The organism is Caulobacter sp. GW821-FHT10A10 (genome assembly GCF_059415745.1).
In genome coordinates, this window is sequence record NZ_JBWKNV010000016.1 from 16,391 (window position 1) to 42,583 (window position 26,193).

The 26,193-nt window shown below is 70.1% G+C and carries 18 protein-coding genes, 1 tRNA gene and 1 pseudogene; 16 read left to right on the plus strand and 4 right to left on the minus strand.

What is annotated here, in order from left to right; translation table 11 throughout:
• Positions 1-19 precede the first annotated feature (19 nt).
• The 10 genes from AC07NS_RS26255 to AC07NS_RS26300 all read left to right on the plus strand — a co-directional run bounded on the left by AC07NS_RS26255 (position 20) and on the right by AC07NS_RS26300 (position 10,820).
• Complete coding sequence (locus tag AC07NS_RS26255; protein ID WP_494608122.1) at positions 20-637, plus strand: lytic transglycosylase domain-containing protein; 618 nt, start codon at positions 20-22, stop codon at positions 635-637.
• Positions 637-969 (plus strand): TrbC/VirB2 family protein, encoded by a 333-nt coding sequence (locus AC07NS_RS26260; RefSeq protein WP_494608124.1) that lies wholly within the window; start codon positions 637-639, stop codon positions 967-969. Before AC07NS_RS26255 ends, AC07NS_RS26260 begins: the two co-directional genes overlap by 1 nt.
• Before the next feature lie 6 nt (positions 970-975).
• The gene (locus AC07NS_RS26265) at positions 976-1,263 is read left to right on the plus strand and encodes a VirB3 family type IV secretion system protein (RefSeq protein ID WP_110121867.1); all 288 of its coding nucleotides are present in this window, start codon (positions 976-978) and stop codon (positions 1,261-1,263) included.
• Positions 1,260-3,611: a VirB4 family type IV secretion/conjugal transfer ATPase gene (locus tag AC07NS_RS26270; RefSeq protein ID WP_494608125.1), complete on the plus strand. Its 2,352-nt coding sequence runs from the start codon at positions 1,260-1,262 to the stop codon at positions 3,609-3,611. Before AC07NS_RS26265 ends, AC07NS_RS26270 begins: the two co-directional genes overlap by 4 nt.
• On the plus strand, positions 3,608-4,810 hold the full coding sequence (locus tag AC07NS_RS26275) for a TrbL/VirB6 family protein (RefSeq protein ID WP_494608127.1): 1,203 nt from the start codon (positions 3,608-3,610) through the stop codon (positions 4,808-4,810). Before AC07NS_RS26270 ends, AC07NS_RS26275 begins: the two co-directional genes overlap by 4 nt.
• Before the next feature lie 29 nt (positions 4,811-4,839).
• A complete protein-coding gene (locus AC07NS_RS26280; RefSeq protein ID WP_494608128.1) occupies positions 4,840-5,580 on the plus strand; it encodes a TrbG/VirB9 family P-type conjugative transfer protein in 741 nt (246 codons plus the stop codon).
• Positions 5,577-6,692, plus strand: coding sequence for a TrbI/VirB10 family protein (locus tag AC07NS_RS26285; RefSeq protein WP_494608130.1), 1,116 nt, complete (start codon positions 5,577-5,579; stop codon positions 6,690-6,692). Before AC07NS_RS26280 ends, AC07NS_RS26285 begins: the two co-directional genes overlap by 4 nt.
• Positions 6,689-7,669, plus strand: a complete 981-nt coding sequence (virB11, locus tag AC07NS_RS26290; RefSeq protein ID WP_494608132.1) for a P-type DNA transfer ATPase VirB11 — start codon at positions 6,689-6,691, stop codon at positions 7,667-7,669. The genes AC07NS_RS26285 and virB11 overlap by 4 nt, the downstream gene beginning before the upstream one ends.
• Before the next feature lie 73 nt (positions 7,670-7,742).
• Entirely contained in the window at positions 7,743-9,458 is a 1,716-nt protein-coding gene (locus AC07NS_RS26295; RefSeq protein WP_494608134.1) for a DUF1800 domain-containing protein, read from the plus strand.
• A 3-nt stretch (positions 9,459-9,461) separates the two neighbouring features.
• Complete coding sequence (locus AC07NS_RS26300; protein WP_494608136.1) at positions 9,462-10,820, plus strand: DUF1501 domain-containing protein; 1,359 nt, start codon at positions 9,462-9,464, stop codon at positions 10,818-10,820.
• A gap of 62 nt (positions 10,821-10,882) precedes the next feature.
• Here the strand turns inward: AC07NS_RS26300 and AC07NS_RS26305 are convergent, their stop codons facing one another.
• The gene (locus AC07NS_RS26305) at positions 10,883-13,636 is read right to left on the minus strand and encodes a TonB-dependent receptor (RefSeq protein ID WP_494608138.1); all 2,754 of its coding nucleotides are present in this window, start codon (positions 13,634-13,636) and stop codon (positions 10,883-10,885) included.
• Positions 13,637-13,881: 245 nt separating this feature from the next.
• Here AC07NS_RS26305 and AC07NS_RS26310 point away from each other — a divergent pair.
• From AC07NS_RS26310 to AC07NS_RS26335, 6 genes and pseudogenes are all read left to right on the plus strand, one after another.
• Positions 13,882-14,943, plus strand: a pseudogene (locus AC07NS_RS26310) (phosphatidylinositol-specific phospholipase C1-like protein); the annotation flags it as partial.
• Between the two features lie 198 nt (positions 14,944-15,141).
• Entirely contained in the window at positions 15,142-15,621 is a 480-nt protein-coding gene (locus tag AC07NS_RS26315) for a phosphatase PAP2 family protein (protein WP_494608156.1), read from the plus strand.
• A gap of 83 nt (positions 15,622-15,704) precedes the next feature.
• Positions 15,705-17,954: a TonB-dependent receptor gene (locus tag AC07NS_RS26320; RefSeq protein ID WP_494608140.1), complete on the plus strand. Its 2,250-nt coding sequence runs from the start codon at positions 15,705-15,707 to the stop codon at positions 17,952-17,954.
• On the plus strand, positions 17,951-19,129 hold the full coding sequence (locus AC07NS_RS26325) for an MFS transporter (RefSeq protein WP_494608142.1): 1,179 nt from the start codon (positions 17,951-17,953) through the stop codon (positions 19,127-19,129). Before AC07NS_RS26320 ends, AC07NS_RS26325 begins: the two co-directional genes overlap by 4 nt.
• 53 nt (positions 19,130-19,182) lie before the next feature.
• The gene (locus AC07NS_RS26330) at positions 19,183-20,265 is read left to right on the plus strand and encodes a flavodoxin family protein (RefSeq protein WP_494608144.1); all 1,083 of its coding nucleotides are present in this window, start codon (positions 19,183-19,185) and stop codon (positions 20,263-20,265) included.
• A gap of 93 nt (positions 20,266-20,358) precedes the next feature.
• Positions 20,359-20,432, plus strand: a tRNA-Cys gene (locus tag AC07NS_RS26335).
• A gap of 265 nt (positions 20,433-20,697) precedes the next feature.
• Here AC07NS_RS26335 and AC07NS_RS26340 read toward each other — a convergent pair.
• The 3 genes from AC07NS_RS26340 to AC07NS_RS26350 are packed head-to-tail and all read right to left on the minus strand — an operon-like array spanning position 20,698 to position 26,180.
• On the minus strand, positions 20,698-22,050 hold the full coding sequence (locus AC07NS_RS26340) for an MBL fold metallo-hydrolase (protein WP_494608145.1): 1,353 nt from the start codon (positions 22,048-22,050) through the stop codon (positions 20,698-20,700).
• 16 nt (positions 22,051-22,066) lie between these two features.
• Complete coding sequence (locus AC07NS_RS26345; RefSeq protein ID WP_494608147.1) at positions 22,067-25,744, minus strand: S8 family serine peptidase; 3,678 nt, start codon at positions 25,742-25,744, stop codon at positions 22,067-22,069.
• A 13-nt stretch (positions 25,745-25,757) separates the two neighbouring features.
• The gene (locus tag AC07NS_RS26350; protein WP_110117880.1) at positions 25,758-26,180 is read right to left on the minus strand and encodes a hypothetical protein; all 423 of its coding nucleotides are present in this window, start codon (positions 26,178-26,180) and stop codon (positions 25,758-25,760) included.
• Positions 26,181-26,193 lie beyond the last annotated feature (13 nt).

Here is a 26,193-nt window from a genome sequence, read left to right on the forward strand (position 1 = left end):
GCTGTACGGGGGAGCGTCGATGACGTTCGATCTCGCCCGCCAGGCCATGAGCTTGGCGGCCATCGCGACCTGCTGCCTGCTCGCCGCCCCGGCCGCCGCCCAGGTTCTGGAAATCGGCGACGAGGGTCAGGTCACCCGCTTCGACGGTGCGGCCGTCTTCGACGGCGAGACGGCCCAGGCGATCGCGCCGCCGCCCGTCGCCGTCGTCGAGACCGTGGCCAGTGAGGCCGTCCGGCGCGAACTGCACGCCGCCGCCGCCGACTACGCCCTGGATCCCAAGCTGGTCGAGGCCGTGGCCTGGCGCGAGAGCCGCTTCCGCCCCGCCGCCCGCTCGCGCCGCGGCGCCATGGGCGTGATGCAGCTGATGCCGGCCACCGCCCGCGACCTGGGCGTCGATCCCTCGGACATGGCCCAGAACATCAAGGGCGGGGCGATGTACCTGCGCCAGATGCTCAACCGCTTCGGCGGCGACGTGAAGCTGGCCCTGGCCGCCTACAACGCCGGCCCCGGCGCCGTCCTCAAGCACGGCGGCGTGCCGCCCTACGCCGAGACCCAAGCCTATGTCGCCTCGATCCTCGGCCGCATGGCCGTGGCGGCGCCCGCCCTCGCCCTCCCCGCCCTCGGAGCCCCCAACTGATGCGTAAACTTGTAAGCGTTCGCGCCGCCGCCCTGGCGACCACCCTCCTCGCCGCCGCCAGCCAGGCTCACGCCCAGGCCGCCCAATCCCAAGTCGCTTTGGCCGACCCGCAAGGCTCGTCGGCCGTGCTGTCGGGCGTGCTTTGGCTGCAAGGCACCCTGATGGGCAACGTCGCCACCGCCGTGGCGGTGATGGCCGTGGCCGCCGTCGGCTTCATGATGCTGACCGGCCGGATGAACTGGCGCTACGGCGCGACCGTCATCCTGGGCTGCTTCATCCTGTTCGGCGCGACCACCATCGTCAGCGGCATCCGCACCGCGGCGGGCGCGTAAAGCCCGATGGCCGCCCCCCTCGATCGCGACGTGGTGTTCGGGGCCCTGACCCGGCCCCAGATGTTCGCCGGCGTGACCTACAGCTACTTCGTCGTCAACGGCGTGGTCACGACCGAGCTCTTCCTGATCACCAAGTCGTTCTGGGCCCTGCTCGCGGCGCTGGTGGTCCACGCGATCGGCTATGCGGCCTGCCTGCGCGAACCGCGCATCTTCGACCTGTGGCTGGCCAAGGTCAGCCGCTGCCCCCGCGTTCCCAATTTCCGGGCCTGGCGATGCAACAGCTACCAACCGTGAATCCGAAAAAGGAAGCGTCGGCCGGCAAGCGCCTGCCCTACGCCCGTCACCTGGACGCGCGGACGATCGAGACCCGCGACGGGCTGTTGCTGCAGGTGATCCACCTGGCCGGCCTGCCGTTCGAGACGGCCGACAGCGAGACGCTGAACTACCGCAAGGCGGTGCGCGACGTCATGCTGCGCGGCCTGGCCAGCTCGCGCTTCGCCGTCTACCACCACATCATCCGCCGCGAGGCCAGGGTCGGTACGGAAGGCGAGTTCTCCGACGCCTTCAGCAGGCAGGTGGACGCCGACTGGAGCGAGCGCCTCGCCGGCCGCAAGCTCTATGTCAACGACCTCTTCCTGACGATCGTGCGCCGGCCGCTGCAAGGCCAGGGCGGGCTGATCGACAAGGCCCTGCGCCTGGCCAAGGGCTCCGCGCAAAGCGCCGGCCAGAAGACCCAGGACCGCCGCGAACTCGACGCCGCCCGCGACAGCCTGGTCTCGGCCCTGGCTCCCTACGGCGCGCGGGTGCTGGGCCAATACGAGGGTTCGAACGGGACCAGCTCGGAGCCGCTGGAATTCCTGTCCTGCCTCTATAACGGCGAGATGCGCCCGGTTCTGGCGCCGGAAGGCGACGCGGGCGAGTACCTGCCCTATCGTCGGGTCAGCTTCGGCCACGAGACGCTGGAGCTGTCGCGGGCCGGCGCCCTGGCGCGCGGCTTTTCCTCGATCGTCTCGGTCAAGGACTACCCCGCCCAGACCACGCCGGGCATGCTGGACGACCTGCTGCGCCTGCCGTGCGAGATGGTGGTGACGCAGAGCTTCGGCTTCGTCGATCGCCAGCCGACGCTGGACAAGATGAACCTGGCCCTGCGCCGCATGCGCGCGGCCGACGACGACGGCGTCAGCCTGAAGGCCGACCTGATCCGCGCCAAGGACGACGTGGTCAGCGGCCGGGCCGCCTTCGGCGAGCATCACCTGTCGGTGCTGGTGCGCGGCGAGAGCCTGGAGGGCCTGGACCAATCCACCGCCGAGGTGCTGTCGGCCTTCACCGAGATGGGCGCCATCGCCGTGCGCGAGGACGTCAATCTGGAGCCGGCCTTCTGGGCGCAGTTCCCGGGCAACTTCAAGGATATCGCCCGCCGGGCGATGATCTCGACCGCCAACTTCGCCGGCTTCGCCAGCGGCCACAACTTCCCGGTCGGCAAGGCCCTGGGCAACCACTGGGGCCCGGCGGTGACGCTGCTGGAGACCACCTCGGCCGGCCCCTACCATTTCAACTTCCACAAGGGCGATCTGGGGAACTTCACGATCATCGGCCCGTCGGGCTCGGGCAAGACCGTGGTGCTGAACTTCCTGCTGGCCCAGGCCCAGAAGTACGCGCCGCGCACCGTCTTCTTCGACAAGGATCGCGGGGCCGAGATCTTCCTGCGCGCCATCGGCGGCCGCTACGAGGTGCTGCGCCCGGGCCAGGCGACGGGTTTCAACCCGCTGGCCCTGGAGGACACGCCGGCCAACCGCCGCTTCCTCGCCGACTGGATCGCGCGACTGGTCGTTCGCCCGGGCGAGAGCCTGACGCCGGACGACCTGGCCCGCATCAAAGACGCGGTCGACGCCAACTACGATCAGGCGCCGAAACTGCGCCGCCTGCGGTTCTTCGCCGAGCTGTTCAAGGGCGCGCGCCGTCCGGACGCCGCCGATCTGGCCGCGCGCCTGGCGCCGTGGCACGGCGCGGGCGAGCACGCCTGGCTGTTCGACAACGCCCAGGACGGCCTCGATTTGTCGGCCGCCACCCTGGGCTTCGACATGACCCAGCTGCTGGACGACCCGGCGCTGCGCACGCCCGCCATGATGTACCTGTTCCACCGCGTGGAGCAGCGTCTGGACGGCCACCCGACCCTGATCGTCGTCGACGAGGGCTGGAAGGCGCTGGACGACGAGGTGTTCGTCGCCCGGATCAAGGACTGGGAAAAGACCCTGCGCAAGCGCAACGGCCTGGTCGGCTTCGCCACCCAGAGCGCGCAAGACGCCCTGGAAAGCCGGATCGCCAGCGCCATCGTCGAGCAGGCCGCCACCCAGATCTTCATGGCCAATCCCAAGGCCCAGGCGAAGGACTACTGCGAGGGCTTCGGCCTGACCGAGCACGAGTTCGAGTTGGTCCGCAGCCTGCCCGACACCGCCCGCTGCTTCCTGATCAAGCACGGGACCGACAGCGTCGTGGCCCGCCTGAACCTCTCCGGCTCGCCCGAGCTGCTGACGGTGCTGTCGGGCCGCGAGAGCACGGTGCGCCGGCTCGACGCCCTGCGCGAACATCTGGGCGACGCGCCCGAGGCCTGGATGGCCAAGCTGGTGAGGGACGCCGCATGACGCCTGTAGCCTGCCCCGCCGCTGACGCGGCTCTGGTTCAGGGCCTCATCGGCTCGGTCGATTGCCAGGTGCACGGCCTGGCCCAGGCCGGCTACGCCGCCCTGGCCGCGCCCGGCTCGCCGGTCTCGACCCTGCTGACGGTGCTGATGACCGTCTATGTCGCCTTCATGGGCTACCGGCTGGTGCTGGGCCGCGGCTCCCTGCGGATCGGCGACGCCACCATCGCCGTCGTGAAGATGGCCCTGGTCGTGGCCCTGGCCACCAACTGGGCGCTGCTGGAAACCCTGGCCTACGACGCCCTCTTCAAGGCCCCGGCCGAACTGGGCGCCCTGCTGCTGGGCCAGCTGGGCGGCGAGGCCGGCAAGGCCGATCCCTATCTGCGCCTGCAATCGGCCTACGACGTCCTGCAGCAGGCCGCCCAACACTTCGCCAGCCGCGCCGGCGCGCGCGACTCCGCCCTGCAGGGCGGCCCGGGCTTCGCCGCCTTCGCGGCCAATGTCGGCGGCCTGGTCATGCTGCTGACCAGCCTGGGCGCGGTGCTGGCCTGCAAGGTGGTGCTGTCGGTGCTGCTGGGCCTGGCCCCGCTGGTCGCCGGCCTGCTGCTGTTCGACGCCACCCGCGGCCTCGTCGAGGGCTGGATCAAGGCGATGATCGCCCTGGCCCTGCTGCCGATGGTCGCCACCCTGGGCCTGGCGCTGGAACTGGCGATGATGACCCCGTCGCTGAAGGCGCTGGCGGCCATGAAGACCGCCCAGCAGTTCGCCGAGCTCGACATCGGTCCGGCGGTCACCGTGCTGGTGCTCAGCCTGGTGTTCGCCCTGGTCGTCACCGCCGCCGCCATCGCCGTTTCGGTCATGGCCGCCGGCCTGCGCCTGCCGCGCGAACGCTCCCGCGACCAGGCGGCGTCTCCCTCGATCGACGTCGGCCAGACCGCCGCGCCGCTGGAGCCGCCTTCGCGCGCCGCCCATGTCGCCGCAGCAGCCGCCGCCCAGGCCCGGCGCGAGGAACAGGCCGCGACCGCCGCCTCCAGCGCGACCATCGGCCCGCGCCGCCTGACCGTGGTGTCCGACCGCTCGGCCCCCGCGCCGTCGGCCTCGTCCGCCCCCTCCACAGCCACGGCCGCCGTCCCGCTCGGCGCCAGCTACCGCCGCCCCGCCTCGCCCCGCCGCACCGCGTCCGGGACCCGGAGAGACCAGTGACCCCGCGTTCCAGTTTCGGAGTATCGCCCGTGAAGCGTCCGCTTCTCGCCCTGTCGATCGTCTGCGGCCTCGTCGCCCCCGCCGTGGCCCTGGCCCAGCCGGTCGCCTCGGCCGTCGTGCGCCCCCCGGCGGCCGACCCGCACATCCGCACCCTGCCCTATGACGCCGACCGGGTGCAGCGCCTGACCGGGTTCATGGGCTTCCAGACCATGATCGAGTTCGGCCCCGACGAGCGCATCGAGAACGTCTCGATCGGCGACGCCCTGGGCTGGCAGGTGACGCCGAACAAGCGCGCCACCCTGCTGTTCCTCAAGCCCGTCGACCGCGCCCCGGCCACGAACATGACCGTGGTCACCGATCGCCGCCGCTACGTCTTCGAACTGTCGATCGCCCCCGCCGGCGCGCCGACGAGCGACGCGGCCTATGTGGTGCGGTTCCAGTATCCGAGCGTCGCCGCGCCGGTCCGCCCGGTCGCGCCGAGCGCCCAGAACACGGCCTACACGATCGAAGGATCCCCCGCCGTGGCCCCCTCGCGCGTGTTCGACGACGGCCGCGCCACCTATTTCGCCTGGCCCGAGCAGGCCGAGCTGCCGGCGATCTTCGTCATCGGTCCGGACGGGGTCGAAGGCCTGGCCAACGCTCTCGTGAAGGACGGCTACCTGGTCGTCGACCGCCTGGCGCCGCGCTTCGTGCTGCGCAGCGACAAGGCCAGCGCCACGGTGGTCAACACCGCCTGGCGCCGCGACCTGACGACGGGGAGCGCCCGATGACCCACGACATCGATCCCCGCCTGACGCCCGAGGTCCAGGACGACCTGGCGAGCGCCGACGCCAAGGCCCGGCCCGTGGTCGGCCGTAGCGGCGGCGTCTCCAACCTCGCCATCATGGTCGGCTTCGGCGTGTTCGGCGTGGCCGTGTTCGTCTGGCTGTCGAGCCACCGCGCCGACGCCGGCCAGCGCCAGCCCGTCGCCTCGCCGCCGGCGGCCGCCGCGCCGCTGGCCCAGGTCGCCAAGGTCGAACCCCCGCCGGCCGCGATCCCCGGTCCGCAGTTCACCGTCGACAACAGCGCGCCGACGCCCGCCCCCGAACCAACGCGCGGCGAGCTCATGCCGCCGAGCACGCCGGCGCCGCTGCTGGTCCCGGCGCCGGCCGACGAGTCCGTCCGTCGCCGCGCCCCGACCCTGGTCGTCGATCTGAGCGCGCCCTCGGCGCTGCGTCCGGCCGGCGACAAGGGCGAGGCCGCCGCGCCCGCCGCCGGCGCGGGCGACGGCTTCGGCGACAAGGTCAGTCTCGACGAGGCGACCCCGGCCAAGGCCACGGCCATGCAGAACCTCGACGCCGTCGTGCCCCAGGGCGCGGTGATCCCGGCGGTCATGGAGACGGCGATCAATTCCGACCTGCCGGGCCTGGCCCGCGCCATGGTCACCCGCGACGTGAAGAGCTTCGACGGCTCGACGGTGCTGATCCCGCGCGGCAGCCGGGTGATCGGCCAGTACAAGTCGGGCGTCGCCCAGGGCGCCTCGCGCGTCTTCGTGATCTGGACCCGGGTGATCCGTCCCGACGGCGTGTCGATCCAGATCGGCTCGCCGGCCGCCGACCCGCTGGGCCGCGGCGGGCTGGAAGGCAAGGTCGACCGCCACTTCTTCACGCGGTTCGGCGGCTCGATCCTGACCTCGGTGCTGAGCGCCGGCGTCGCCGCCGTCAGCAACACCCGCGCCAATTCGCAGATCTACATCGGCTCGGTGTCGGAAGCCGCCAACCTGGCCAACAGCGCCAAGACCACCCAGACCTCGCCCACCATCAAGACGCCGCAGGGCGCGCCGGTGACGATCTTCGTGGCCCGCGACCTCGACTTCTCCAGCGTGCGGAGCGCCGCACGATGACCCATCACGCCCCGATGGGGGTCTATCTGGAGGCCTATCTGGCGCCGCTGGCGCCGTGGCTGGCCGATCCGGAGGTGACCGACCTCTATGTCAACGGCCCCGGCGAGCTGTGGGTCGAGCGGCTGGGCGGCGCGGTCGCCAAGGTCGCGGCCCCCGAGCTGGACGAGACCAACCTGTGGCGCCTGGCGCGCCAGGTGGCCGCCCTGGTCCACCAGGGCGTCAGCCGCGAGCACCCTCTGCTGTCGGCCGTGCTGCCCGACGGCGCGCGGGTGCAGGTGGTGGCCCCGCCCGCGACGCGCGGCGGGATCGTCATGGCCATCCGCAAGCACGTGGTCTCGGACCTGTCGCTCGATGACTACGCCCAAGCCGGCGCCTTCGACCGCGCGACCACGCCCTTGGTCCGGCCCGACGCGGCCCTGCGGGCCCTGCTCGACGCCGGCGACGTGCGCGGCTTCCTGTCGGCGGCCGTGCGCGCGGGCAAGAACATCGTGGTCAGCGGCGGCACCTCGACCGGCAAGACCACCTTCCTCAACGCCCTGCTGAAGGAAGTGCCGCGCGACCAGCGCCTCGTCCTGATCGAGGACGCGCCCGAGATCCGCCTCGTCCACGCCAACGCGGTCGGTCTGGTGGCCGCCAAGGGCGACCAGGGCCAGGCCCGGGTCGGGACCGAGGACCTGTTGCAGGCCTCGCTGCGCCTGCGGCCCGACCGCATCATCCTGGGCGAGCTGCGCGGCGCGGAGGCGTTCAGCTTCCTGCGCGCCGTCTCCAGCGGCCACCCCGGCTCGATGACCACGGTCCACGCCGACGACCCGCGCGGGGCCATCGAACAGCTGGCGCTGATGGCCCTCCAGGCCGGCGCCAACCTGCGACGCCAGGACGTGATCGACCATGTCGAACGCGTCGTCGACGTCTTCGTCCAGCTCCATCGCCAGGACGGCGTCCGCGCAGTCCGGGAGATCGTCTTCATCGACCGATAGCGGCCGCTTCCATCCACCTCATCACCAGCTTCAACGCGCCCGTTCCGCGGGCGTGACCGGGAACCTCTGTGCAATGCGTATGAAACTTCTGGCGTCCACGGCGGGGGTAGGCCTCGCCCTCGTGCTCTCGGCCTGCGGCGGCGGCAGCGGTGGAGGCGGCGGCTCGTCGTCGACGCCCCAGAGCAGCGGCGGCACCACGCCGACCACCCCGCCCGCGCCCGTGGTGATCTCGGCGGCCGAGGCCGCGCGCCTGGCCAAGCAGGCCACCTTCGGCCCGACGCCGGCCCTGATCGACCAGATCGTGGCCGCCAAGAGCGCCTCGGCCTGGATCGACCAGCAGTTCGCCCTGAGCGGCAGCACCTACGCCGACATCGCCGCCAAGCCGGTAGCGACCAACTACTGCGCCAATTCGGGCCTGACCGGGACCGACCTCAGCAACTGCAACCGCGACAACTACGGCGCCCTGCCGATGTCGATGCGGTTCTATTCCAACGCCATGAGCAAGGACGACCAGCTGCGCCAGCGCGTGGCCTTCGCCCTGTCGCAGATCGTCGTGGCCTCGGACCTGGAGGTGCACACCACCGCGGGCCTGGCGACCTTCAACCAGATCCTGCTGAGCAACGCGTTCGGCAACTACAAGGACATCCTGCGCGAGGTCACCCTGAACCCGTTCATGGGCAACTTCCTCGACATGGTCGACAGCAACAAGTCGGCCCCCAACGAGAACTACGCCCGCGAACTGATGCAGCTGTTCTCGGTGGGCACGGTGCTGCTGAACGCCGACGGCACGACCAAGACCGGCGCCGACGGTGCGGTGATCGCCACCTACAGCAACGCCGAGGTCAAGGAAGTGGCCCGCGCCCTGACGGGCTGGACCTACGCCCGCCTCGACGGCGCGGCCGTCACCGACGGCACGAAGCTCGATTACTCCAAGCCGATGGTCGTCAGCACGGTGAGGTTCGACACCAAGGCCAAGACCTTCCTGGGCGTCACCATCCCGGCCGACGCCACGCCTCAGGCCAATGTCGACACGGTGGTCGACGCCGTCTTCAACCACCCCAACACCGCCCCGTTCATCAGCAAGCGGCTGATCCAGCAGCTAGTGCTGGCCAACCCGTCGCCGGCCTATGTGGGCCGCGTGGCCGCGGTCTTCGCCGACAACGGCGCGGGCGTGCGCGGCGACATGAAGGCGGTGATCAAGGCCATCCTGACCGACACCGAGGCCCGCGGCTCGGCCGCCACGCCCGGCAAGGTCAAGGAGCCGGTGCTGTTCCTGACGGGCCTGGCCCGCGGCATGGGCCTGAAGTCGGACGGCTACGCCTTCTATTACCGCGACAACGCCCTCGGCCAGATGCCCTTCCGCGCCACCTCGGTGTTCAACTTCTACCCCTACGACTTCCCGCTGCCGCTGGGCTCGGGCGAGGCCAGCCCGGTCAGCAAGCTGATGACCACCTCGACCATGATCGCCCGCCACAACCTGGCCTGGGACTGGACCATGGCCGGCGAGGCCACGCGCACCGAGTTCAAGGTCCAGTCGACCATCACCGGCTCGACCGCCGTCGAACTGCCCTGGACCGAATGGGAGGCCCTGGCCGCCGACGAGGCCAGGATGCTCGACCGCATCGACCTCGTGTTCCTGAACGGCACCATGACCTCGGCCCAGCGCAGCGCGCTGTCGTCGGCCATGGCCGCCGTCAAGAACACCGACCCCGCCGTCCAGGCGCGCAAGCGGGCGCAGGTCGCCCTCTACATCGTCGCCTCGTCCCCGCAATTCCAAGTCGACCGCTGAGCCATGACCCTTTCCCGACGTGACTTCGGCCGGCTGCTGGCCGGCGCCTCCGCCACCGCCGCCCTGACCCAGATCGGCATCTCGGCCGCCATCGCCGACACCTCCAGCTATCGCGCGATGGTCGGGGTGTTCCTGTTCGGCGGCAACGACGCCTGGAACATGGTCGTCCCCACCGACGACCGCTACGCCGCCTACGCCAGCCAGCGCGGCTCGATCGCCCTGAAGCAGGAGAGCCTGGTCCCGCTGACAGGCACGGCCTTCGGCCTGAACGCCGCCATGGCCCCGCTGAAGACCGCCTGGGACGAGGGCGCACTGAGCGTCGTGCTCAACACCGGCACCCTGTTCCAGCCGCTGACCAAGAGCCTCTACCAGACCCGCCCGGACCTGCGGCCGCTGAACCTGATGTCCCACGAGGACCAGCAGAACCAGTGGCAGGGCATGCGGACGCGCGAAAAGAACCTCGACGGCTACATGGGCCGCATCCTCGACCGCTCGGAAGCGGCAGAACTGCCGCCGCTGGTCTCGATCGCCGGCTCGCAGCTGGCCCTGCTGGGCAGCCGCAAGTCGCCGCTGATCCTGCCTTCGAGCGGCGGGATCACGCGCACCGGCTACAACGCCGCCAGCACCGACGCGGCCGTCGTGGCTCGCCAGGCGGCGCTGAACACCTTCTCGGACGCCTCGGCGTTCGGCGCGGTGACCGACCTGACCGGCCGGGGCATGTCGTCGGCCTACGCCCAGGCGGTGACGGCCAACACCATCATCAGCTCGACCACCTCGGTGGTGGACCAGTACTTCAAGAACCCGACCACCGGCGCGGCCCTGACCAGCGACATCTCGCGCCAATTGCTGCGAGCGGCGCGGATGATCGAGGCCCGCAACACCCTGGGCCACGCCAAGCAGACCTTCTTCGTCAGCCAGGGCGGCTACGACACTCACACCAACGAGGTCGCCGCCCACGCCTCGCTCTACGCCGATCTCGCCATGGCCCTGGCCGGCTTCTACAACGCCATGAAGGCGCTGGGCCTGGCCAACAACGTCACCGCCTTCACGATGTCGGACTTCGGGCGGGTCTTCAAATCCAACGCCAGCGGCGGCACCGACCACGCCTGGGGCTCCAACCACCTGGTGCTCGGCGCGGGCCTGGCCTCGCGCAAGGTGCACGGCGCCTATCCGGACACCGCCTTCGGCGGGCCCGACGACGCCTATAACGACGGCCGCTGGATCCCGACCATCGCGGTCGAGGAATATGTCGGGGCCATCGCCCAGTGGTACGGCGTGTCGGCCACCGACCTGCCCTACGTCTTCCCCAACTGGGCGACCTGGAACGGCGGCGGGCGCGGTCCCGTGCCCCTGTTCGGTTAGAACGACGACGCCCCGGGGCCTTGCGGCTCCGGGGCGTTGCTCTTTCAGTCCTGACCTAGATCTTAGAACTGGATGTTGGCGCCGAAGAAGACGGTCCGGCCGCTCTTGGTGTGGTTCCACAGGCGATGGGCGCCCGGCTGGGTCACGTTCACGCCGGTGGTCGAGTTGTAGACGTAGAAGCTGTTGTACTGGGCCTCGCGCTCGTCGGTGAGGTTCACCCCGTCCAGCGTCAGGCGGATGCGCGGGCTGACCTGGTAGAAGGCGGCCGCATCGACGTAGGTGGTGGCTTCGAAGCCGCCGCTGTCGATCGTGTAGTCCGAGCGGTAGTTCGACGACACCCGCGCGCCCCACTTCGTGGTCTCGTAGTAGAGCGTGATGTTGGTGTTGACGTCCGACAGCCCGTAGATCTGCCCCTTCACGTCCTTGCCGTTGATCTTGTTGGTGGTCTCGGAGTCGATCAGCGTCAGGTTGGCGACCATGCCCAGGTTCTTCAGCGGACCGGGCAGGAAGAAGAAGTCGCTCTGGGCGCTCAGCTCCAGGCCGCTCAGCGTGGCCGAGGCGTTGTTGACCGAGCGGGTGTAGATCACCGGGGTCGAGGCGGTGACGCCCGTCACCAGGCCTTCGGCCAGGCCCGTGTCGGAATAGAGGGCGTTGGTCGTCGTGCTGCTGACCAGGTTGTCGATCTTCTTGTGGAAGACGCCGGCGGTCAGCATGCCGATGCTGCCGAAGTACCATTCGGCCGACAGGTCGAACTCGTCCGAGGTGTAGGGGTCGAGGTTCGGATTGCCGCTCGACACCGTCACCGTCGAGCCGTCGACGCTGATCGAGCCGTTCATGGCGTAGGCGGCCAGGGACGGACGGTTGATGTTCTGGGCGGCGGCGGCGCGGATCTGGAACTGGTCGGTGACTTCCAGCACGGCGTTGAAGGCCGGCAGGACGCCCGAATAGCTCTTCTTGACGGTGGTCGGGGTGTTGACGCCGCGCACGGCCATGACGCCGGTCGAGGTCAACTCGGTGTCGTAGGCGCGGGCGCCGAGGTTGCCGCGCAGCGGCATGCCGGCCAGTTCGGTCTTCCAGTCCAGCTGCAGGTAGCCGGCGTTGGTGTCTTCCTGCACCGCGTAGATCGACTTGGGCGCGCCCAGGGTGCGGGTGACGTTGTAGGCCGCCAGGGCCTTGTTCCAGTCGACGATCAGCCAGGACTGGTCGTCGTGCTCGCGGAAGATCTTGTAGTAGCTGTTGACGTGGTCATCGAGCGTGCCCTTTTCCCAGGCCGTCTTGTTCACGTCGTCATTGGTCTGGGTGTAGCCCGAATTCTCGAAGCCGCGGAACGACACGCCGCCCTTCAGGGTGAAGGTGTCGTCGAACTTGTAGGACCCGTTGAACTCGGCGTTCTTCAGCTTCGTCGTCTGGTAGGTGGCCGAGAAGTCGATCTCGTGGGCGCGGTAGTTGTTGGGGTCGGTGGTGTCCCAGCCGTAGATGTTCTTGGCCGTCTCGCCGCGGTAGTCGGTGATCAGGTCGCCGAAGGCCTCGGTGTAGAACTTGTCCGAGATCGGGATGTCGTAGTCCGAGGTCTCCTGGCCGATGTGGCCGTCGAACTTCAGCTTGTCGGAAACCTCCCACTCGCCGGTCAGGACCAGCTGCTTGAAGGTGTTCTCGGTCTCCTGGCGACGGGTTTCGGTGGCGAACACCGTGTTGGCGACGTCGGCGTAGATGATCGTGTTGTACTGGTCGTACTGGATCGAGCGCAGCACCGGCGCGGCGGTCGTCACGCCCGAGTGCGGCGTGGCCGCGCCCAGGATCGTCGAGCCGACGCTGGCGCGGGTGGCCAGGTGGTTCTCGCTGCGGTCGTTGGAGAACTTGCCGTACAGGCCGTCCAGCGTGAGGGTCACGGTCTCGACCGGGCGCCATTGCAGCGCCGTGGTCACGCCCAGGCGCTCGTTGTCGGCGCCCCAGACCGACAGGCGGTTGCCGCGCTGGAAGATCAGCTCGCCGTTGGTGGCCTTCAGGGCGTCGGAAGCGCTGAGGTTGACGACGTTGGCGGCGACGGCCTTCTGCTGGCCCGCGCCGTAGGTGTTGTAGCCCTGCTCCTCGACCTGGCGCTTGGAGTAGGCCACCGAGACCAGCACGCCGAACTTGTCGTCGAAGTTCTGGCTGAACATGCCGGCGATCCGCGGCTGGAAGTCTTCGGTGGCGCTGTTGGTGCCGCCTTGCAGCGACAGCGCCATCTTGCGGCCGTCATAGGCGAACGGCTTGGCGGTGTAGAGACCGACCGTGCCCGCCATGCCGCCTTCGTCCTGCTCGGCCGAGAACGACTTGCGCACGTCGATCTTCGAGAACAGCTCCGAGGCGAAGATGTTGAAGTCGAAGGCCCGGTCGCGCGAGGTCTGGCCGCGGCTGTCCATCGGCGAGTCGACATTGCCCAGCACTTCCATGCCGTTCAGCTGCACGCGGGTGTAGTCGGGACCAAGGCCGCGCAGCGAGACGCGGCGGCCTTCGCCGGCTTCGCGGTTGATGGCCACGCCCGGCAGGCGCTGCAGCGACTCGGCCAGGTTCAGGTCGGGGAACTTGGCCATGTCCTCGGCGACGATGACGTCGGCGACGATGCTGCTGTCGCGCTTCATCTGGCGGGCCACGCCCAGCGACTTGCGGAAGCCCTGCACGACGATGGCGTCGACTTCGCTGGCGTCGTCGGCCGGCGCGGTGGCGATCGGCGCGTCGGCAGCGACCTCGGCGGCGTAAGCCGGAGCCGTCAGCATGGCGAAGGCCAGGACGGCCGAGGCGGCGCCGAGCGACAGCGCCTTCTTGGTGGTGGACATGAGACCCCCTGCAACTGGATCGCCGGAGGCCTCCAGAGAGCGGGCCGCGGCGCGATGGCGGGGCGGTTAGGGCGAAATTGTGACGACGTGTTACGAGTTTGATAACGAGCGTATGAAGCGAGCGTTTGGCGGCCGGCTATCCACGATTTTGTTGCGTATCGGTCGCAAATCGGGGCGGCGATACTGACGTCTAACCGTCATGCGGCGCCGCTAGAGAGGCCGCTTGTTCTGGTGGAGTGCGGCCCATGTTCGGCTTGGTGGCGGTGATGGCGATGGCGGCGGCGAGCGACACCCCGCTGCGGATGAACGACCTGACGGCCGTCGGCACCCACAATTCCTACAAGCAGGCCATTCCCGCCGACGAGCTGGCGGCCATGGTCGCCGCGCGCGGCCAGCCGGTGCTGGCCATCGACTACGCCCACCGCCCCCTGGCGCAGCAGTTGGACGCCGGCGCCCGGCAGCTGGAGATCGACGTCGTCAATGACCCGGCCGGCGGCCTCTACGCCAAGCCGCTGACGGCGCTGGGCCGGGGGACGGTGCTGTCGCCGCGCGTCGCCGAAGCCCTGGCCAAGCCGGGCTTCAAGACGCTGCACATGCCCGACATCGACTTCCGCAGCTCCTGCGTGACCTTCGTCGAGTGCCTGAGCCAAGTCCGCGCCTGGTCGGACGCCCACCGCGACCACGCGCCGATCCTGATCATGCTCAACGCCAAGGAAGGCGCGGCGACCGTGCCGGGCGGCGTCACGCCCCTGCCCTTCGACGAAAAGGCCTTCGACGCCCTCGACGCCGAGATCCGTAGCGTGTTCGGCCCCGACCGGCTGATCGATCCCGACCTGGTGCGCGGCAAGAAGCCGACCCTGCGCGAGGCGGTGCTGGCCGGCGGCTGGCCGACGCTGGAGGCCGCGCGCGGCAAGGTGTTCTTCGCCCTCGACGAGGGCCCCGAGAAGGTGGCGATCTATCGCGGCAAGCGCGCCTCGCTGGAAGGCCGGGCGATGTTCGTCAACACCGACGAGGCCTCGCCGGCCGCCGCCTATCTGACGCTGAACGACCCCATCGCCCAGAAGGACCGCATCGCCGCGGCCGTGAAGGCCGGCTTCATCGTGCGCACCCGCGCCGACGCCGACACCTGGGCCGCCCGCAATGGCGACGTCGCCCAGCGCACGGCCGCCCTGACCAGCGGCGCCCAGTACGTCTCGACCGACTATCTGTGGGCCGACCCGCGCCTGGCCTGGAACTACACCGTCCGCCTGCCCGGCGGCGAGGCCGCCGCCTGCAACCCCGTCCGCGCGCCCAAGGGCTGCGACGGCCCGCTGGAAATGACGGCCGGCGCCCCGGCCACAGGCTACCTCGCCCCCGCCCAGCGCCCGGACCTGACCAAGGTGCTGGCCGCTCCGCCGGCGCCGGGCTCGCCCCGCGCCGTCGCCGACGCGGCGATCTTCGACGCCAGCCGATCGCTGAAGGACACCCCGCGCTGGGCGCTGGCGACCGCCGACGTGAAGGGCTCGATGTTCGACCACTTCGCCGACGCCCTCGGCGTGCGCCTGACCCCGCAGGAAGCCCCGGTCCTGGCCGCCCTGCTCGAACGGGCCGGCGACGACCGCTCGGTGGTGGGAACCGCCAAGACCTTCTGGGGAACCAAGCGCCCCTATATCGGCAAGGACGCCGCCCCGGTCTGCGAAGCGAAGACTGACCACCTGGCCGGCAATCCCGACTATCCGTCTGGCCACTCGGCCCATGGCGAGCACGTGGCGATGATCCTGGCCGAGGTCGCGCCCTCGCGCGCCGACGCCCTTTACGCGCGCGGCCGGGAATACGCCGAAAGCCGCTGGATCTGCGGCTCGCACACGGTCAGCGCCACAGAGGCGGGCTTGCAGGCCGGCGCGGTGATCTACGCCGCCGAGCACCGCTCGCCCGCCTTCCGCTTCGACATCGACATGGCCCGCGCCGAGGTCGCCGCCGCCCTGGCGAAGGCAGGAAACAAATAGCCGAACCCAACTCGTCGAACGGCGCTTGCCAAAACGATAGTTATAGCTAGCATCCTCCTCGTACGGACATGCGGGGGGTTGTAGTGCGCAAGCTGCAAGTGTTCGCCGGGGTCGCGACTGTCGCCTTGATGGCGGTCGCGACCTCATCTCGGGCCCAGACGGCAAATGAAGCCGCGCCGGTCGCACTCGACGAGATCGTCGTCACGGCCCAGAAACGGGCCGAGAACTTGCAGGACGTGCCGGTCTCGGTGACCGCCATGACCGGCGCCCAGCTCCAGAACCAGCGGGTCGGCGACGTGCTGGCCCTGTCGGGCCTGGCGCCCGGCCTGCAGATCAAGACCGACGACAACGCCGCCAACCCGCGGATGTTCATCCGCGGCATCGGCGTCAACGATTTCAACCCCGGCACGGCCAGCGCCGTCGGCGTCTATGTGGACGGGGTCTACATCGCCTCGCCCCTGGCCCAGTTGGCCGGCTTCTACGACCTGGAGCAGGTGGAGGTGCTGCGCGGGCCGCAGGGCACGCTCTACGGCCGCAACACCACCGGCGGGGCGATCAACGTCGTCACCAAGAAACCGTCGAGCACGCCGGGCGGCGACATCGCCGTCGAGTACGGCCGCTTCAACGCGATCAACGCCCAGGGCGGCTTCGGCGGCCCGATCGCCGGCGACGACCTGTCGTTCCGCATCAGCGGCCTCTACGACAAGAACGACGGCTACACGACCAACCGGCTGACCGGGAACAAGGGCAACGACGCCAACCGCTGGGCGCTGCGCGCGGCCTTGCGCTGGAAGCCCGACGACAAGCTGACGGCCGACCTGTCGCTGAGCCTGAACCAGTCGCGCGGCGGCTCGATCTGGACCTACAACCGCTCGATCCTGCCGCAGACGGCCGAAGCGACCGGCGCCGACGGCTTCTGCAAGGCCGGCTTCTACACGTCGGGCCAGTGCACCAACGCGCTGGGCTACGCCAACACCAGCGGCGACCTCTACGAGGGCGACTACCGGTTCGAGGGCAAGGACATCGTCAAGCTGTTCGGGGCGACGGCCAACGTCTCCTACGACCTGGGCGACATGACCCTCTATTCGGTGACCAGCTACCAGCGCGCCGCCCGCGACGACTGGGAAGACACCGACGCCAACCCGCTGCAGGTGATCAGCGCCCGCTACATCGCCCTGCAGGAGACGGCCAGCCAGGAGTTCCGCCTGCAGTCGAACGGCCAGGGTCCGCTGCGCTGGGTGACCGGCCTCTACTGGGCCAAGGACGACCTTTCCAACGACAGCCACTACGACGTGCTGTCCGACCTGCGCAATCCGACCGTGGACAACCCCACGGGCATGGATCCGGCCAACAGCATCGGCGTGTTCGGCTGGCCCCTGACCCTGAAGTCGCGCAGCTGGGCGGTGTTTGGACAGTTCGACTACGACCTGACCGAGCGCCTGACCTTCACCGGCGGCCTGCGCTATTCGGTCGACGACAAGAGCATCCATTATGTCAGCGACGTCGACTACGGGCTCGTCACCCTGTTCGTTCACGACGGCGACAAGAGCTTCAAGTCGCTGTCGGGGCGGCTGGGCCTGCGCTACGCTCTGACCGACGACGCCAACCTCTATGCGACCTACAATCGCGGCTACAAGAGCGGCGGCTTCTTCACCGGCCAGACCGCCGACGAGGCCGATCTCGAGCCCTATGACGACGAGACCGTCGACGCCTTCGAGGTCGGGGCCAAGAGCGAGTTCCTCGACCGCCGCCTGCGCCTGAACGCGGCCGCGTTCTACTACGACTACAAGGACCTGCAGGTCTACACGACCATCCAGCGGGGCCTGCTGACCGTGCAGTACTTCACCAACGCCTCGGCCGCCCGCGTCTACGGCGCCGAGGCCGAGGTCGAGGCCCGGCCGATGCGGGGCCTCTCCCTGACCCTGGGCGCCTCGCTGCTGCACGCCGAGTACGAGGACTTCGTCTCGGTGGGCGAGGACTATTCGGGCAACCGCCTGCCCTCGGCCCCAAAGCTCAGCCTGAACGGCGCGATCCGCTACGAGCACCCGCTGCCGGTCGGCGACTTCACCGGCCAGCTGGACTTCACCCATCGCTCCAAGGTCTATTTCGACACCGCCAACACCGAGCGGCTGAGCGACGAGGCCCGCACCTTCGTCAACGGCCAGGTCGGCTGGAAGCTGGACGGCGGCCGCTACGAAGTGGGCGTGTGGGGCAAGAACCTGTTCGACGAGACCAACATCCTCGACATCACCGCCATCGAGGGCCTGGGCTTCGACGCCTTCAGCATGGGACCGCCGCGCACCTACGGCGTCTATCTGCGGGCCCGCTATTGAGCGGCGAGACTTCACCGGCCGACGCCTGGATAGGCCCTGCCCCGAGCCTGGCGCAGCGACTGGCGGTGCTATGGATCGGCGTCGTGGGCGTGCTGTTTCCCGGCGTCGGGCCATTGCTGCTGGGCGGGCTGGAGGCGGCCGGACGGCTCAGCGCCATGGAGATCGGCCTGGCCGGCATGGCCGAGTTGGCGGCCATGGGGGTGGGGGCGGCGCTGCTGGGCCCGGCCTTCGGCGCGAAACGTCTCAGACCGGCGGCGATCGCCTGCGGCTGTTTCCTGGCGGCGCTGAATCTCGCCTCGACCCAGGTGGACGGCGGGTGGCTGGTGCTGGTCCGCGCCGCCGCGGGCCTGCCGGCCGGAGCGCTGATCTGGGTGGTGACCGGCATGATCGTGCGCTCGCCGCGCCCCGATCGCTGGTCGGGGATCTACCTGACCGTCCAGACCCTGATCCAGCTGGCCGTGGTGGCGACCTTGAGCGCCCTGGTCATCGACCGGTTCGGGCCGGACGGCGGCTTCGTCGTGCTGACGGGCCTGGCCGCCTCGGCCGTGGCGGCGGGCTTCCTGGCCCCGCGCGCCTGGACCGCCCTGCCGCAGGCCGATGACGCCCCTAAAGGCCTGCCCAGCCCCCGCGGCTGGGTCGCGCTGCTGGCGGTGTTCTGCTTCCAGGCCTTCATCCTGGCGCTGTGGATCTATGCCGAGCCGCTGTCGCGCCAGGCCGGACACGCGCCGAAGGTGGCGGGCCTGGCTTTCTCGATCTCGCTGGCCGCCCAGGTGGCCGGGGGCTCGGCGGCGACGGCGCTGGCGGGACGGGTGTCGTGGTTCGTGTCGCTGGCCGTGGGCGTGATCGCGGCGGCGGCCTGCCTGCTGGTGTTCGCCGCCCTGCCGCCGGCCCCGGCCTTCCTGGCGGCCTCGGGCCTGTTCGGCTTCGCCTGGCTGTTCGCCTCGCCGTTCCTGACGCCCCTGGCCATCGAAGCCGACCCCAGCCGGCGCGCCGCCCTGCTCGGCCCCGGCGCCAGCCTGCTGGGCTGCGCCACGGGCCCGCTGCTGGCCGCCCTGATCGTCGGCGAGCACGACGTACGCCCGGCCGTCTGGCTGGCCGGCGGCCTGGCGCTGGTCACTCTGGCCCTGATCGCCGGCTTGCACCTGACACGGCAGCGCGAGGAACCGCGAGGTTAGCGGCTCCGTTGGCTCCGAACCGGCGCACCGCAACGCGCCGGCCAGGAGCCGTGATGTCCAAGCCCGTTCCCGAGCCTCGCAAAGGCATGCCCAGCCCCCGGCTCGACGAGGCGACGTTCCGACAGCGGTTTCTTTCGCGCTATGTCGATCCGGCCTTCGAGCCCTTGCAGGCGGAACTCGGCAAGATCGCCGACGCCGCCTGGGACGCCTACGACAACCACCGCAAGGCGCCCCATACCCAGAAGGCCGGCGCGGGCTATCACGACCCCGACTACGACATGGCCGTCGACTGGCTGCGGGCCAAGGCCGACGTCGAGGCCGCGCAAGCCCGCCACGACGACAAGGACGGCCCCTGCCGGGTGCTGGTGGTCAACGCCTCCTCCCGCAGCGAGCACACCTGCCCCGGCGAGATGTCGAAGTCGTTCCGGCTCGCCGAGCTGGCCCGCGAGGTGTTCGAGGCCGACGACATCACCGTCGAGATCCTCGACCTGTCGCGCCTAACCTCGGAGTTCGGCCGGGCGATCCATCCCTGCAAGGCCTGCTTCTCGACCGCCGCCCCGCTCTGCCACTGGCCGTGCTCATGCTACCCGAACTACTCGCTGGGCCAGGTCGACGACTGGATGAACGCCATCTACCCGATGTGGGTCGAGGCCCACGGGGTGATGATCATCACCCCGGTCAACTGGTACCAGGTCAGCTCGCCGCTGAAGCTGATGATGGACCGGCTGGTCTGCGCCGACGGCGGCAATCCCGATCCGACCCTGACCCACGGCAAGAAGGCCGACGAGGCCAAGGCGATCGAGCTGGCCGGCTGGGACTATCCCAAGCACCTGGAGGGCCGGGTGTTCTCGGTCGTCGTGCACGGCGACGTCGAGGGGGCCGAGAACGTGCGCCGCAGCCTGTCGGACTGGCTGAGGTTCATGGACCTGGTCCCGGCCGGGGTGAACGCCGAGCTCGACCGCTACATCGGCTACTGGCAGCCCTACGCCACCAACCACGAGGCGCTCGACGCCGACCAGGCGATCCAGGACGAGGTGCGCAACGCCGCCAAGACCCTGGCGGAAGCCGCCCACGCCAACCACGCCGGAACCCTGCTGATGGCGGGGCGCGCGCTCAAACCGCCACGCCAGAAGTGATACTGGGGACGAAGCGAAGTTGGCCATTGCGAGCGCGGCCGCCGTCTGATAGCCATCCGCCCTCTTCGCCGACGCAGCTTGTGTCGACCCGGTGGCCCGGTGGCGGAGTGGTGACGCAGCGGACTGCAAATCCGTGCACCCCGGTTCGATTCCGGGCCGGGCCTCCACCCTCTCTCCTTTCTCATCTAACGGCTTCGAGACGCGCTGCGCGCCTCCCCGTCCACCAGAGAAGGAGGGCCTTTTTGGTTCGCCTTCCTGGGCCCTGTGCCCAGGATCCATCGTTCAGCCGCTCAAATCTTTGCAGGACGATAGAGGTCTGAGCGGTCGCCGGCATGGACCCTCGCCACGAGGGCGAGGGAGGCGAGTTTGTTTGGAGTGGAGGAAGGCCGAAGGAACTCTCCCCTCCGGGCCGCCCCCTTCAGGGGAGGGTCTTCAGACCGTCACCTCGTAGAACAGCGGATCCTCGACGATGTCGGGACCGCTGACGCCGTTCTCGTCGGCGCGGACCAGGGCTTCCTTGGCCTGCTTGCGCAGGGCTTCCTCCAGCGACGGCAAGGGGATGTGGTCCCAGTGCTTCTTGCCGGCCATCACCTCGTCGACGGGGTTCAGCGCGATGCGCAGGCGCTCCATCGACAGCAGGTAGTCCTTCAAGGTGGCGTTGTGGCTGCCGTGGTGGCCGACCTTGTAGACGATGGTGCGGCGCACGAGGTCCAGGCCCTCGACGTCTTCGGCCTCGCCCTCGGGCTTGGTCCACTTGACGTCCTTCCAGGACAGCCAGTTGCCGACCTGGGCGTCGGCGGCGAACAGCAGGACGTCACGGCCGGTCGCATCGCCCCCGCCGCCCCCTGGACTGTCCAGCTCGATGGCCAGCACCAGGCTGGTGTTGTTGGTGTCGTTGTCGAGCTTGATGGCGAAGTCGAGCGCGCTGGAGCCGACGTCGTCGATGCCGCGCCAGCCGGACGCTCCGGCCTGGTTCCAGTAGTTGTCCTGGAAGAACTTCACCTCGGCGCGGGCCACGTCGAGCGGGATCGTGAACAGCGGCGAGAACGGCCGCCCCTCGATCCCCGGCGGCGGCGCGCCGCCCGGCGCGTCGAGCGCCATGTCGAAGGTCTCGGGCGCCTTCTTGCTGGGCGTCGACTTGCGGATCAGGTCGTGGTCGCGCGGCGGTCCCAGCACCATGATCCGGGCCTTGGCGCCCGGCGGCCGGTAGGGATCCTGGCCGGGCTTGCAGTAGCGAAGCTTGCCTTCCGGCGCCAGTTCGCGCGCCACCTGCACGGCGTCTTCCGTGGTCGCCCGTCCCCCGGCCGCCCCGAACGACACGTCGTCGATCCCGAAGAAGTCCATCAGCCCGGCGATCTTCTCGCCCGCCGCCGCGTCGCCGGCCGCCTGCATCTGGCCGGCCACCGCCTGCAGGGCGTCGACCGCCCCGCGCCGGCCGCGCGCGTCGAGCAGCGACTTGGCGAAGCTGTCGTCAGGATCCTCGGTCCAGGCCATCCACACCTGGCCGACCTCGAGCTTGCGGAAGATCGCCTCGGCCTGGAGGAAGCCCGAGACGTGGTCGCCGTGGGCGTGGGTCAGCACCAGGAGGTCGATGACGTTGCCGGTCTCGGCGACGACGTTCTCCATCACGGCGTTGATCTTGGCGCGGGCGTCCTTGGTGCCGAGGATGACGCCGCAGTCGATCAGGATGTTGAAATCCCGGTCGCCGTCGCGCGCCAAGCGGACGAGCAGGCAGTCGCCCAGTCCGTGGCGATACATCCTCACCTTGGCGCGGTGATCGGTCACGCTCGCCCTCCCCGTCTCAACAGCAGTCGTGAAGCATGGCGAAGGGCTCGCGGTCGCCCATGACGCCGAAATAGGCGCTGCGGACGTGGCCGGTCCCGCGCGGCGGCGGGGCCGCGGCCGTCTCGGCCCAGGCCTGGGCGAGGTTGGCCACCCGCTTCCGGATCAGATAGCGGGCCTGGTAGCTCTCCAGGTCGAACAGCACCGTACAGCCGCCCCGGCGGGTGACGCCGCCGCTGTCGGTCCACTTCTGGGTGATCTCGACGACGATGTCGCTGACCGTCACCCCGTCGGGGCCGATCCGCCGGGCGGGCCGCACCGAGTGGACCTCGATCTTGCCGATCGTCACCTCCTCGCTGAAGGTCTCGCCGTTCTCGACATAGTCGATCTTCTGCGCGCCCTCGTCGCGGTAGAGGCCGAAGGCCTTGAGCTCCAGGTCGGTGGCGCGCTCGTCGAGCGGCACCTGCACCCAGGCGCCGTTCTCCCAGCGCCGGCCCGACAGCCAGGCGTGCAGGACGCGGGCGTTGTCGCGCGACAGGTTCCAGGCCTTCTGGCGGCGGTTGCGCAGGTTCCAGCCGAGATCCAGCTTGGGCAGCAGCCGCGAGGCCGTGGTGATCACCGGCGGCGGCGCCTCCCAGACCAGGCTGCCGGGCGACAGGTGCGGCACGTTCTGCGGGAAGATCCCGCGCTTGGCGAAGCCGGCGATCAGGGCCAGGCGATAGCCGCGCACGTCGTTGGGCACCACGTCGCGGTCGGCGGTGATCATCGCCCGCAGATAGTCGCCGAAGGTGGCGTCGACCGGCGGGCAATAGTCGAGCGCGCGGATGCAGATGTTCAGCAACTGCTCGGCCAGCTTGGCGGCCACCCGCGCCAGGGCCTTGACAAGGGGCTGGGGCAGCTGGCCCTCGGGCAGCACGCCGCTGCCGCCGGTGGCCAGCACGATCACCTCTTCCTGGCGGGCGGCGTAGAGGGTCAGGAAGGCGTCGAACACCGAGGCCACCAGCATGGCTCCGCGATCGTGCGCCTCCATCGGCAGCTCGGGCGCGGCGCCCTGCAGCTCCGACAGCTTCTCCTTCGACAGGCCGTCGACCGCCTCGCGCAGGGCCTTCTGGAACTGGCCTTCGCGGCTGGTGGCGCGGCCGAACTCGACGGCCAGCTGCACCAGCGGACCACCGCCGGTCAGGTCGCCCCGGCTGCGGCCGATCTGGTGCTCCAGCGCCTCGGGCAGGGTGAAGTGCTGGAACAGGGCGACGATGTCGGCGAAGGCCTCGTGCAGGGCCATGGCGTCGGGGTGGGTGGATTCCCGATAGCGCGGATGCAGGCCGTCGAGCAGGGCGTGCGAGGTCTCGTGGGCGACGATGTCGTGCGACAGGCAGCTGAAGGTCATCTGCCCGGCGGGCGAACCGCGCCAGTCGCCGCCGGCGGCGGGGAAATAGCCGAACAGCAGCGCCTTGCGGTCGGGGCTGTAATAGGCGTTCGCGCCCCGGAAGGCGTGGGGATAGATCCGCAGGCGCTGGACGTACTCCTCGCGCTCGCGGCGCTTGGGCGGCTTGCCCGCGTCGCCCCTGTCTTCGGGGGAGGTCAGGGTCGGCAGGTCGCCCTCGTTCAGCTTGCGTGACGACCATTGCGCCGTGCGCCCCAGAGCCCGCTCGAAATGGCCGATGGTCTTCATCGCCACCGCATAGACCATCTGCTGGTGGAAGCGCGGGTCAGCGGGGCTCGGCGACAGGCCGTCCTGGCTGAGCAGATGCGGATGGTTGAGGTCGACCGGCGCATAGGCCGCGTCGCTGACCGGATCGACGTCGATGACTTCCAGATATTCGCCGATCGGCCCGGGCTTGAGATTGGCGTCCCAGGGCACCTCCAGCCGCGCGACATTGATGCCGGCGGTGTCCTGCGAGGCGCTGAACGACGGGTCGAAGGCGTAGACGCGCAGCCGGCGGCCGGGCGGCTCGCGCACGGTCGGGTTCAGGGCGTGATCGAGGTGCAGCCGCTCCATGTCGCCCAGGGCGGGAGCGGGCGCCGGCGCGGCGGGCGCGGCCGGCGGCTGGACGGTGCGGCTGTCGGACCCGCGCAGATAGGCCTTCAACCGGCGCGAGGCGCGGGGCTGGTCGGCCAGGGCCTCGCGCAGCTTGCGGCGGCCGGTCTCGGTGTCCGGCGGCTCGGCGGGATCAGGCATGATCGCCTCGATCGCGGCCGACTGCGACAGCTGCAGGATCTCCAGCTCCAGCATCCGCTGCACGGCCGGATCGACCGGCGGTCCACCCGCCGCGCCAAGGCCCGCGGCCAGGCGGATCAGGGCGAAGGCGGCATCGTCGGCGGGCGCTTTCCGGAGCGAGCTGACCGCCGCCGGCTTGACGCCCAGGGCCTTGTCGGCGCGCAGCAGGCCGGCGCCGAAGGTGGTGCGAGCGCCCGGGCGGGCGCTGGAGAACAGCGCCTTGCGCACGGCCTCCACCCGCATCCACCCTTCGGGATAGGCGTCGAGCTTGGCGCGGTTCTCGGCGATCCACAGGGCCGCGGCCGCCGCGATCTGCGGCGTGGCGCAGGAGGTGCCCTGCCCGCTCCAGTCGACCAGGTCGGCGCAGCCGCCGACGGCCCAGGGAATGTTGGGCGTGCAGGCCGCCAGGGCCGTGCCCATCTTGCTGTCGGGGCCGTAATTGCCGGCCATCCGCCCCTGGCCGAGATCGGCATAGGGCGAGCCGTCGGCCATCACCCCGCAGGCGGCGACCACGCGGTTGAAGCGGGCCGGATAGACGACGTTGCGGGTCGGGAAGTTGTTGTCGTTGTTGCCCGCCGCGGTGACGATGAAGATGCCGGCCTCGTACAGCCGGTTGACCGCCTCGGCCCAGGCCTGGGAGGCCAGGCCGCCCATGCTCATGGTGATGACGTCGATGCGGGTCTTCGGGTCGTTGCGCAGGCCATAAACATAGTCGAGCGCCTGGGCGAAGGTGCTGGAGCGGAACAGCACCACCCGGTCCGCGATGCGGATCGGCACCACCTCCGCGCCCGGGGCGCCGCCATAGTCCGGGCCGGCCAGGATCGAGATCGTACCCATGCCGTGGCCGTCCTGGACGAACCAGCCTTCTGAGCGGTCGCTGGCGTCGCGCGGATGGTCGCGGTCGACGAAGTTGCGCTGCAGGTCCAGGCGCAGGTGCTTGGGCAGCTGGCTGTGCGTCGGGTCGTAGCCGGTGTCGATGTGGGCGATGCGGACGCCGGCGCCGGTCTGGTGGCTGGCCGGGTCGAAGCCCGAATGGGCGGCGTCCCGGAACCACAGATTGTTGCTGTCGACATGCGGGAAGTTGCGCCGCTGCGGGGTCGGCTGGGGCCGGCAGGCCGGGGCCGCCGCGCCCATCGCCGGCGGCGGGGCGGGATAGGACCACTGCTGCTCGAGATCGGGCTCGGCGAACACCGGGCCGCCGCCCGCCGCGCCCAGGCCTGCCGCGCCGTCGCGGGTCAGGGCGTGGCACAGGTCCCACAGATTGCGGTCGTCGCCCTGCTCCAGGCTCAGCTTCTGCCATTCAGCCCCGCCGTCGCCGGTCGCGGCGAAACCCTCGCCCTCGCCGGCCGGCTGCGAGATGTGCTCGAACAAAGGCTCGGCCTTCAGCCGGACGGGCGCCGCGCCGATCCCCAGGCGCAGGCTCTGCGACTTGAGCGGCGGAGCCTTGATCAGGACGGCGGGCGTGCGATCGGTCGCCATGGCGCGCGCCTCCTTAAGGCCGCGTCATGACGTGGGCGCGGAACAGGCGCAGGTAGAACAGGAAGATGATCAGCGCCCAGGCGTAGTCGAACAGGGCGAACCACAGAAAGCCCCCGCCGCAGAACACCCAGACCGTGCCCATCCAGATCCGGCCCAGTATGCCGATCAGGTTGGGGGCGCGCTTGTGCACCGGCTCCAGCAGGCCCGGCACATAAAGGGCCGTGACCAGGATCAGGGTCGCGCCCCAGCCGCGCGTCCAGCCCGCGACATTCGGCGCGTCCAGGCCCACCGTCTGCGAGACGAAGTTCGGGGCGAACATGCACAGCAGGCCCACGACCAGGTGCAGGAACATGTTGAAGCCGAGCACGCCGCGATAGACGTTGCGCGCGCGCCTGGCCTGCTCATCCGACCAGCCGATGCTGAGGCCGTCGCTCATCGTCGTTCCCCCT

Bases quoted from the DNA above. Each gene is read 5' to 3' on its own strand.
- AC07NS_RS26285 (WP_494608130.1), top strand. From the start codon at position 5,577: ATGACCCACGACATCGATCCCCGCCTGACGCCCGAGGTCCAGGACGAC.
- AC07NS_RS26260 (WP_494608124.1), top strand. From the start codon at position 637: ATGCGTAAACTTGTAAGCGTTCGCGCCGCCGCCCTGGCGACCACCCTC.
- AC07NS_RS26305 (WP_494608138.1), bottom strand. From the start codon at position 13,636: ATGTCCACCACCAAGAAGGCGCTGTCGCTCGGCGCCGCCTCGGCCGTC.
- virB11 (WP_494608132.1), top strand. From the start codon at position 6,689: ATGACCCATCACGCCCCGATGGGGGTCTATCTGGAGGCCTATCTGGCG.
- AC07NS_RS26265 (WP_110121867.1), top strand. From the start codon at position 976: ATGGCCGCCCCCCTCGATCGCGACGTGGTGTTCGGGGCCCTGACCCGG.
- AC07NS_RS26350 (WP_110117880.1), bottom strand. From the start codon at position 26,180: ATGAGCGACGGCCTCAGCATCGGCTGGTCGGATGAGCAGGCCAGGCGC.
- AC07NS_RS26255 (WP_494608122.1), top strand. From the start codon at position 20: ATGACGTTCGATCTCGCCCGCCAGGCCATGAGCTTGGCGGCCATCGCG.
- AC07NS_RS26345 (WP_494608147.1), bottom strand. From the start codon at position 25,744: ATGGCGACCGATCGCACGCCCGCCGTCCTGATCAAGGCTCCGCCGCTC.
- AC07NS_RS26275 (WP_494608127.1), top strand. From the start codon at position 3,608: ATGACGCCTGTAGCCTGCCCCGCCGCTGACGCGGCTCTGGTTCAGGGC.
- AC07NS_RS26315 (WP_494608156.1), top strand. From the start codon at position 15,142: ATGTTCGACCACTTCGCCGACGCCCTCGGCGTGCGCCTGACCCCGCAG.
- AC07NS_RS26300 (WP_494608136.1), top strand. From the start codon at position 9,462: ATGACCCTTTCCCGACGTGACTTCGGCCGGCTGCTGGCCGGCGCCTCC.
- AC07NS_RS26295 (WP_494608134.1), top strand. From the start codon at position 7,743: ATGCGTATGAAACTTCTGGCGTCCACGGCGGGGGTAGGCCTCGCCCTC.
- AC07NS_RS26330 (WP_494608144.1), top strand. From the start codon at position 19,183: ATGTCCAAGCCCGTTCCCGAGCCTCGCAAAGGCATGCCCAGCCCCCGG.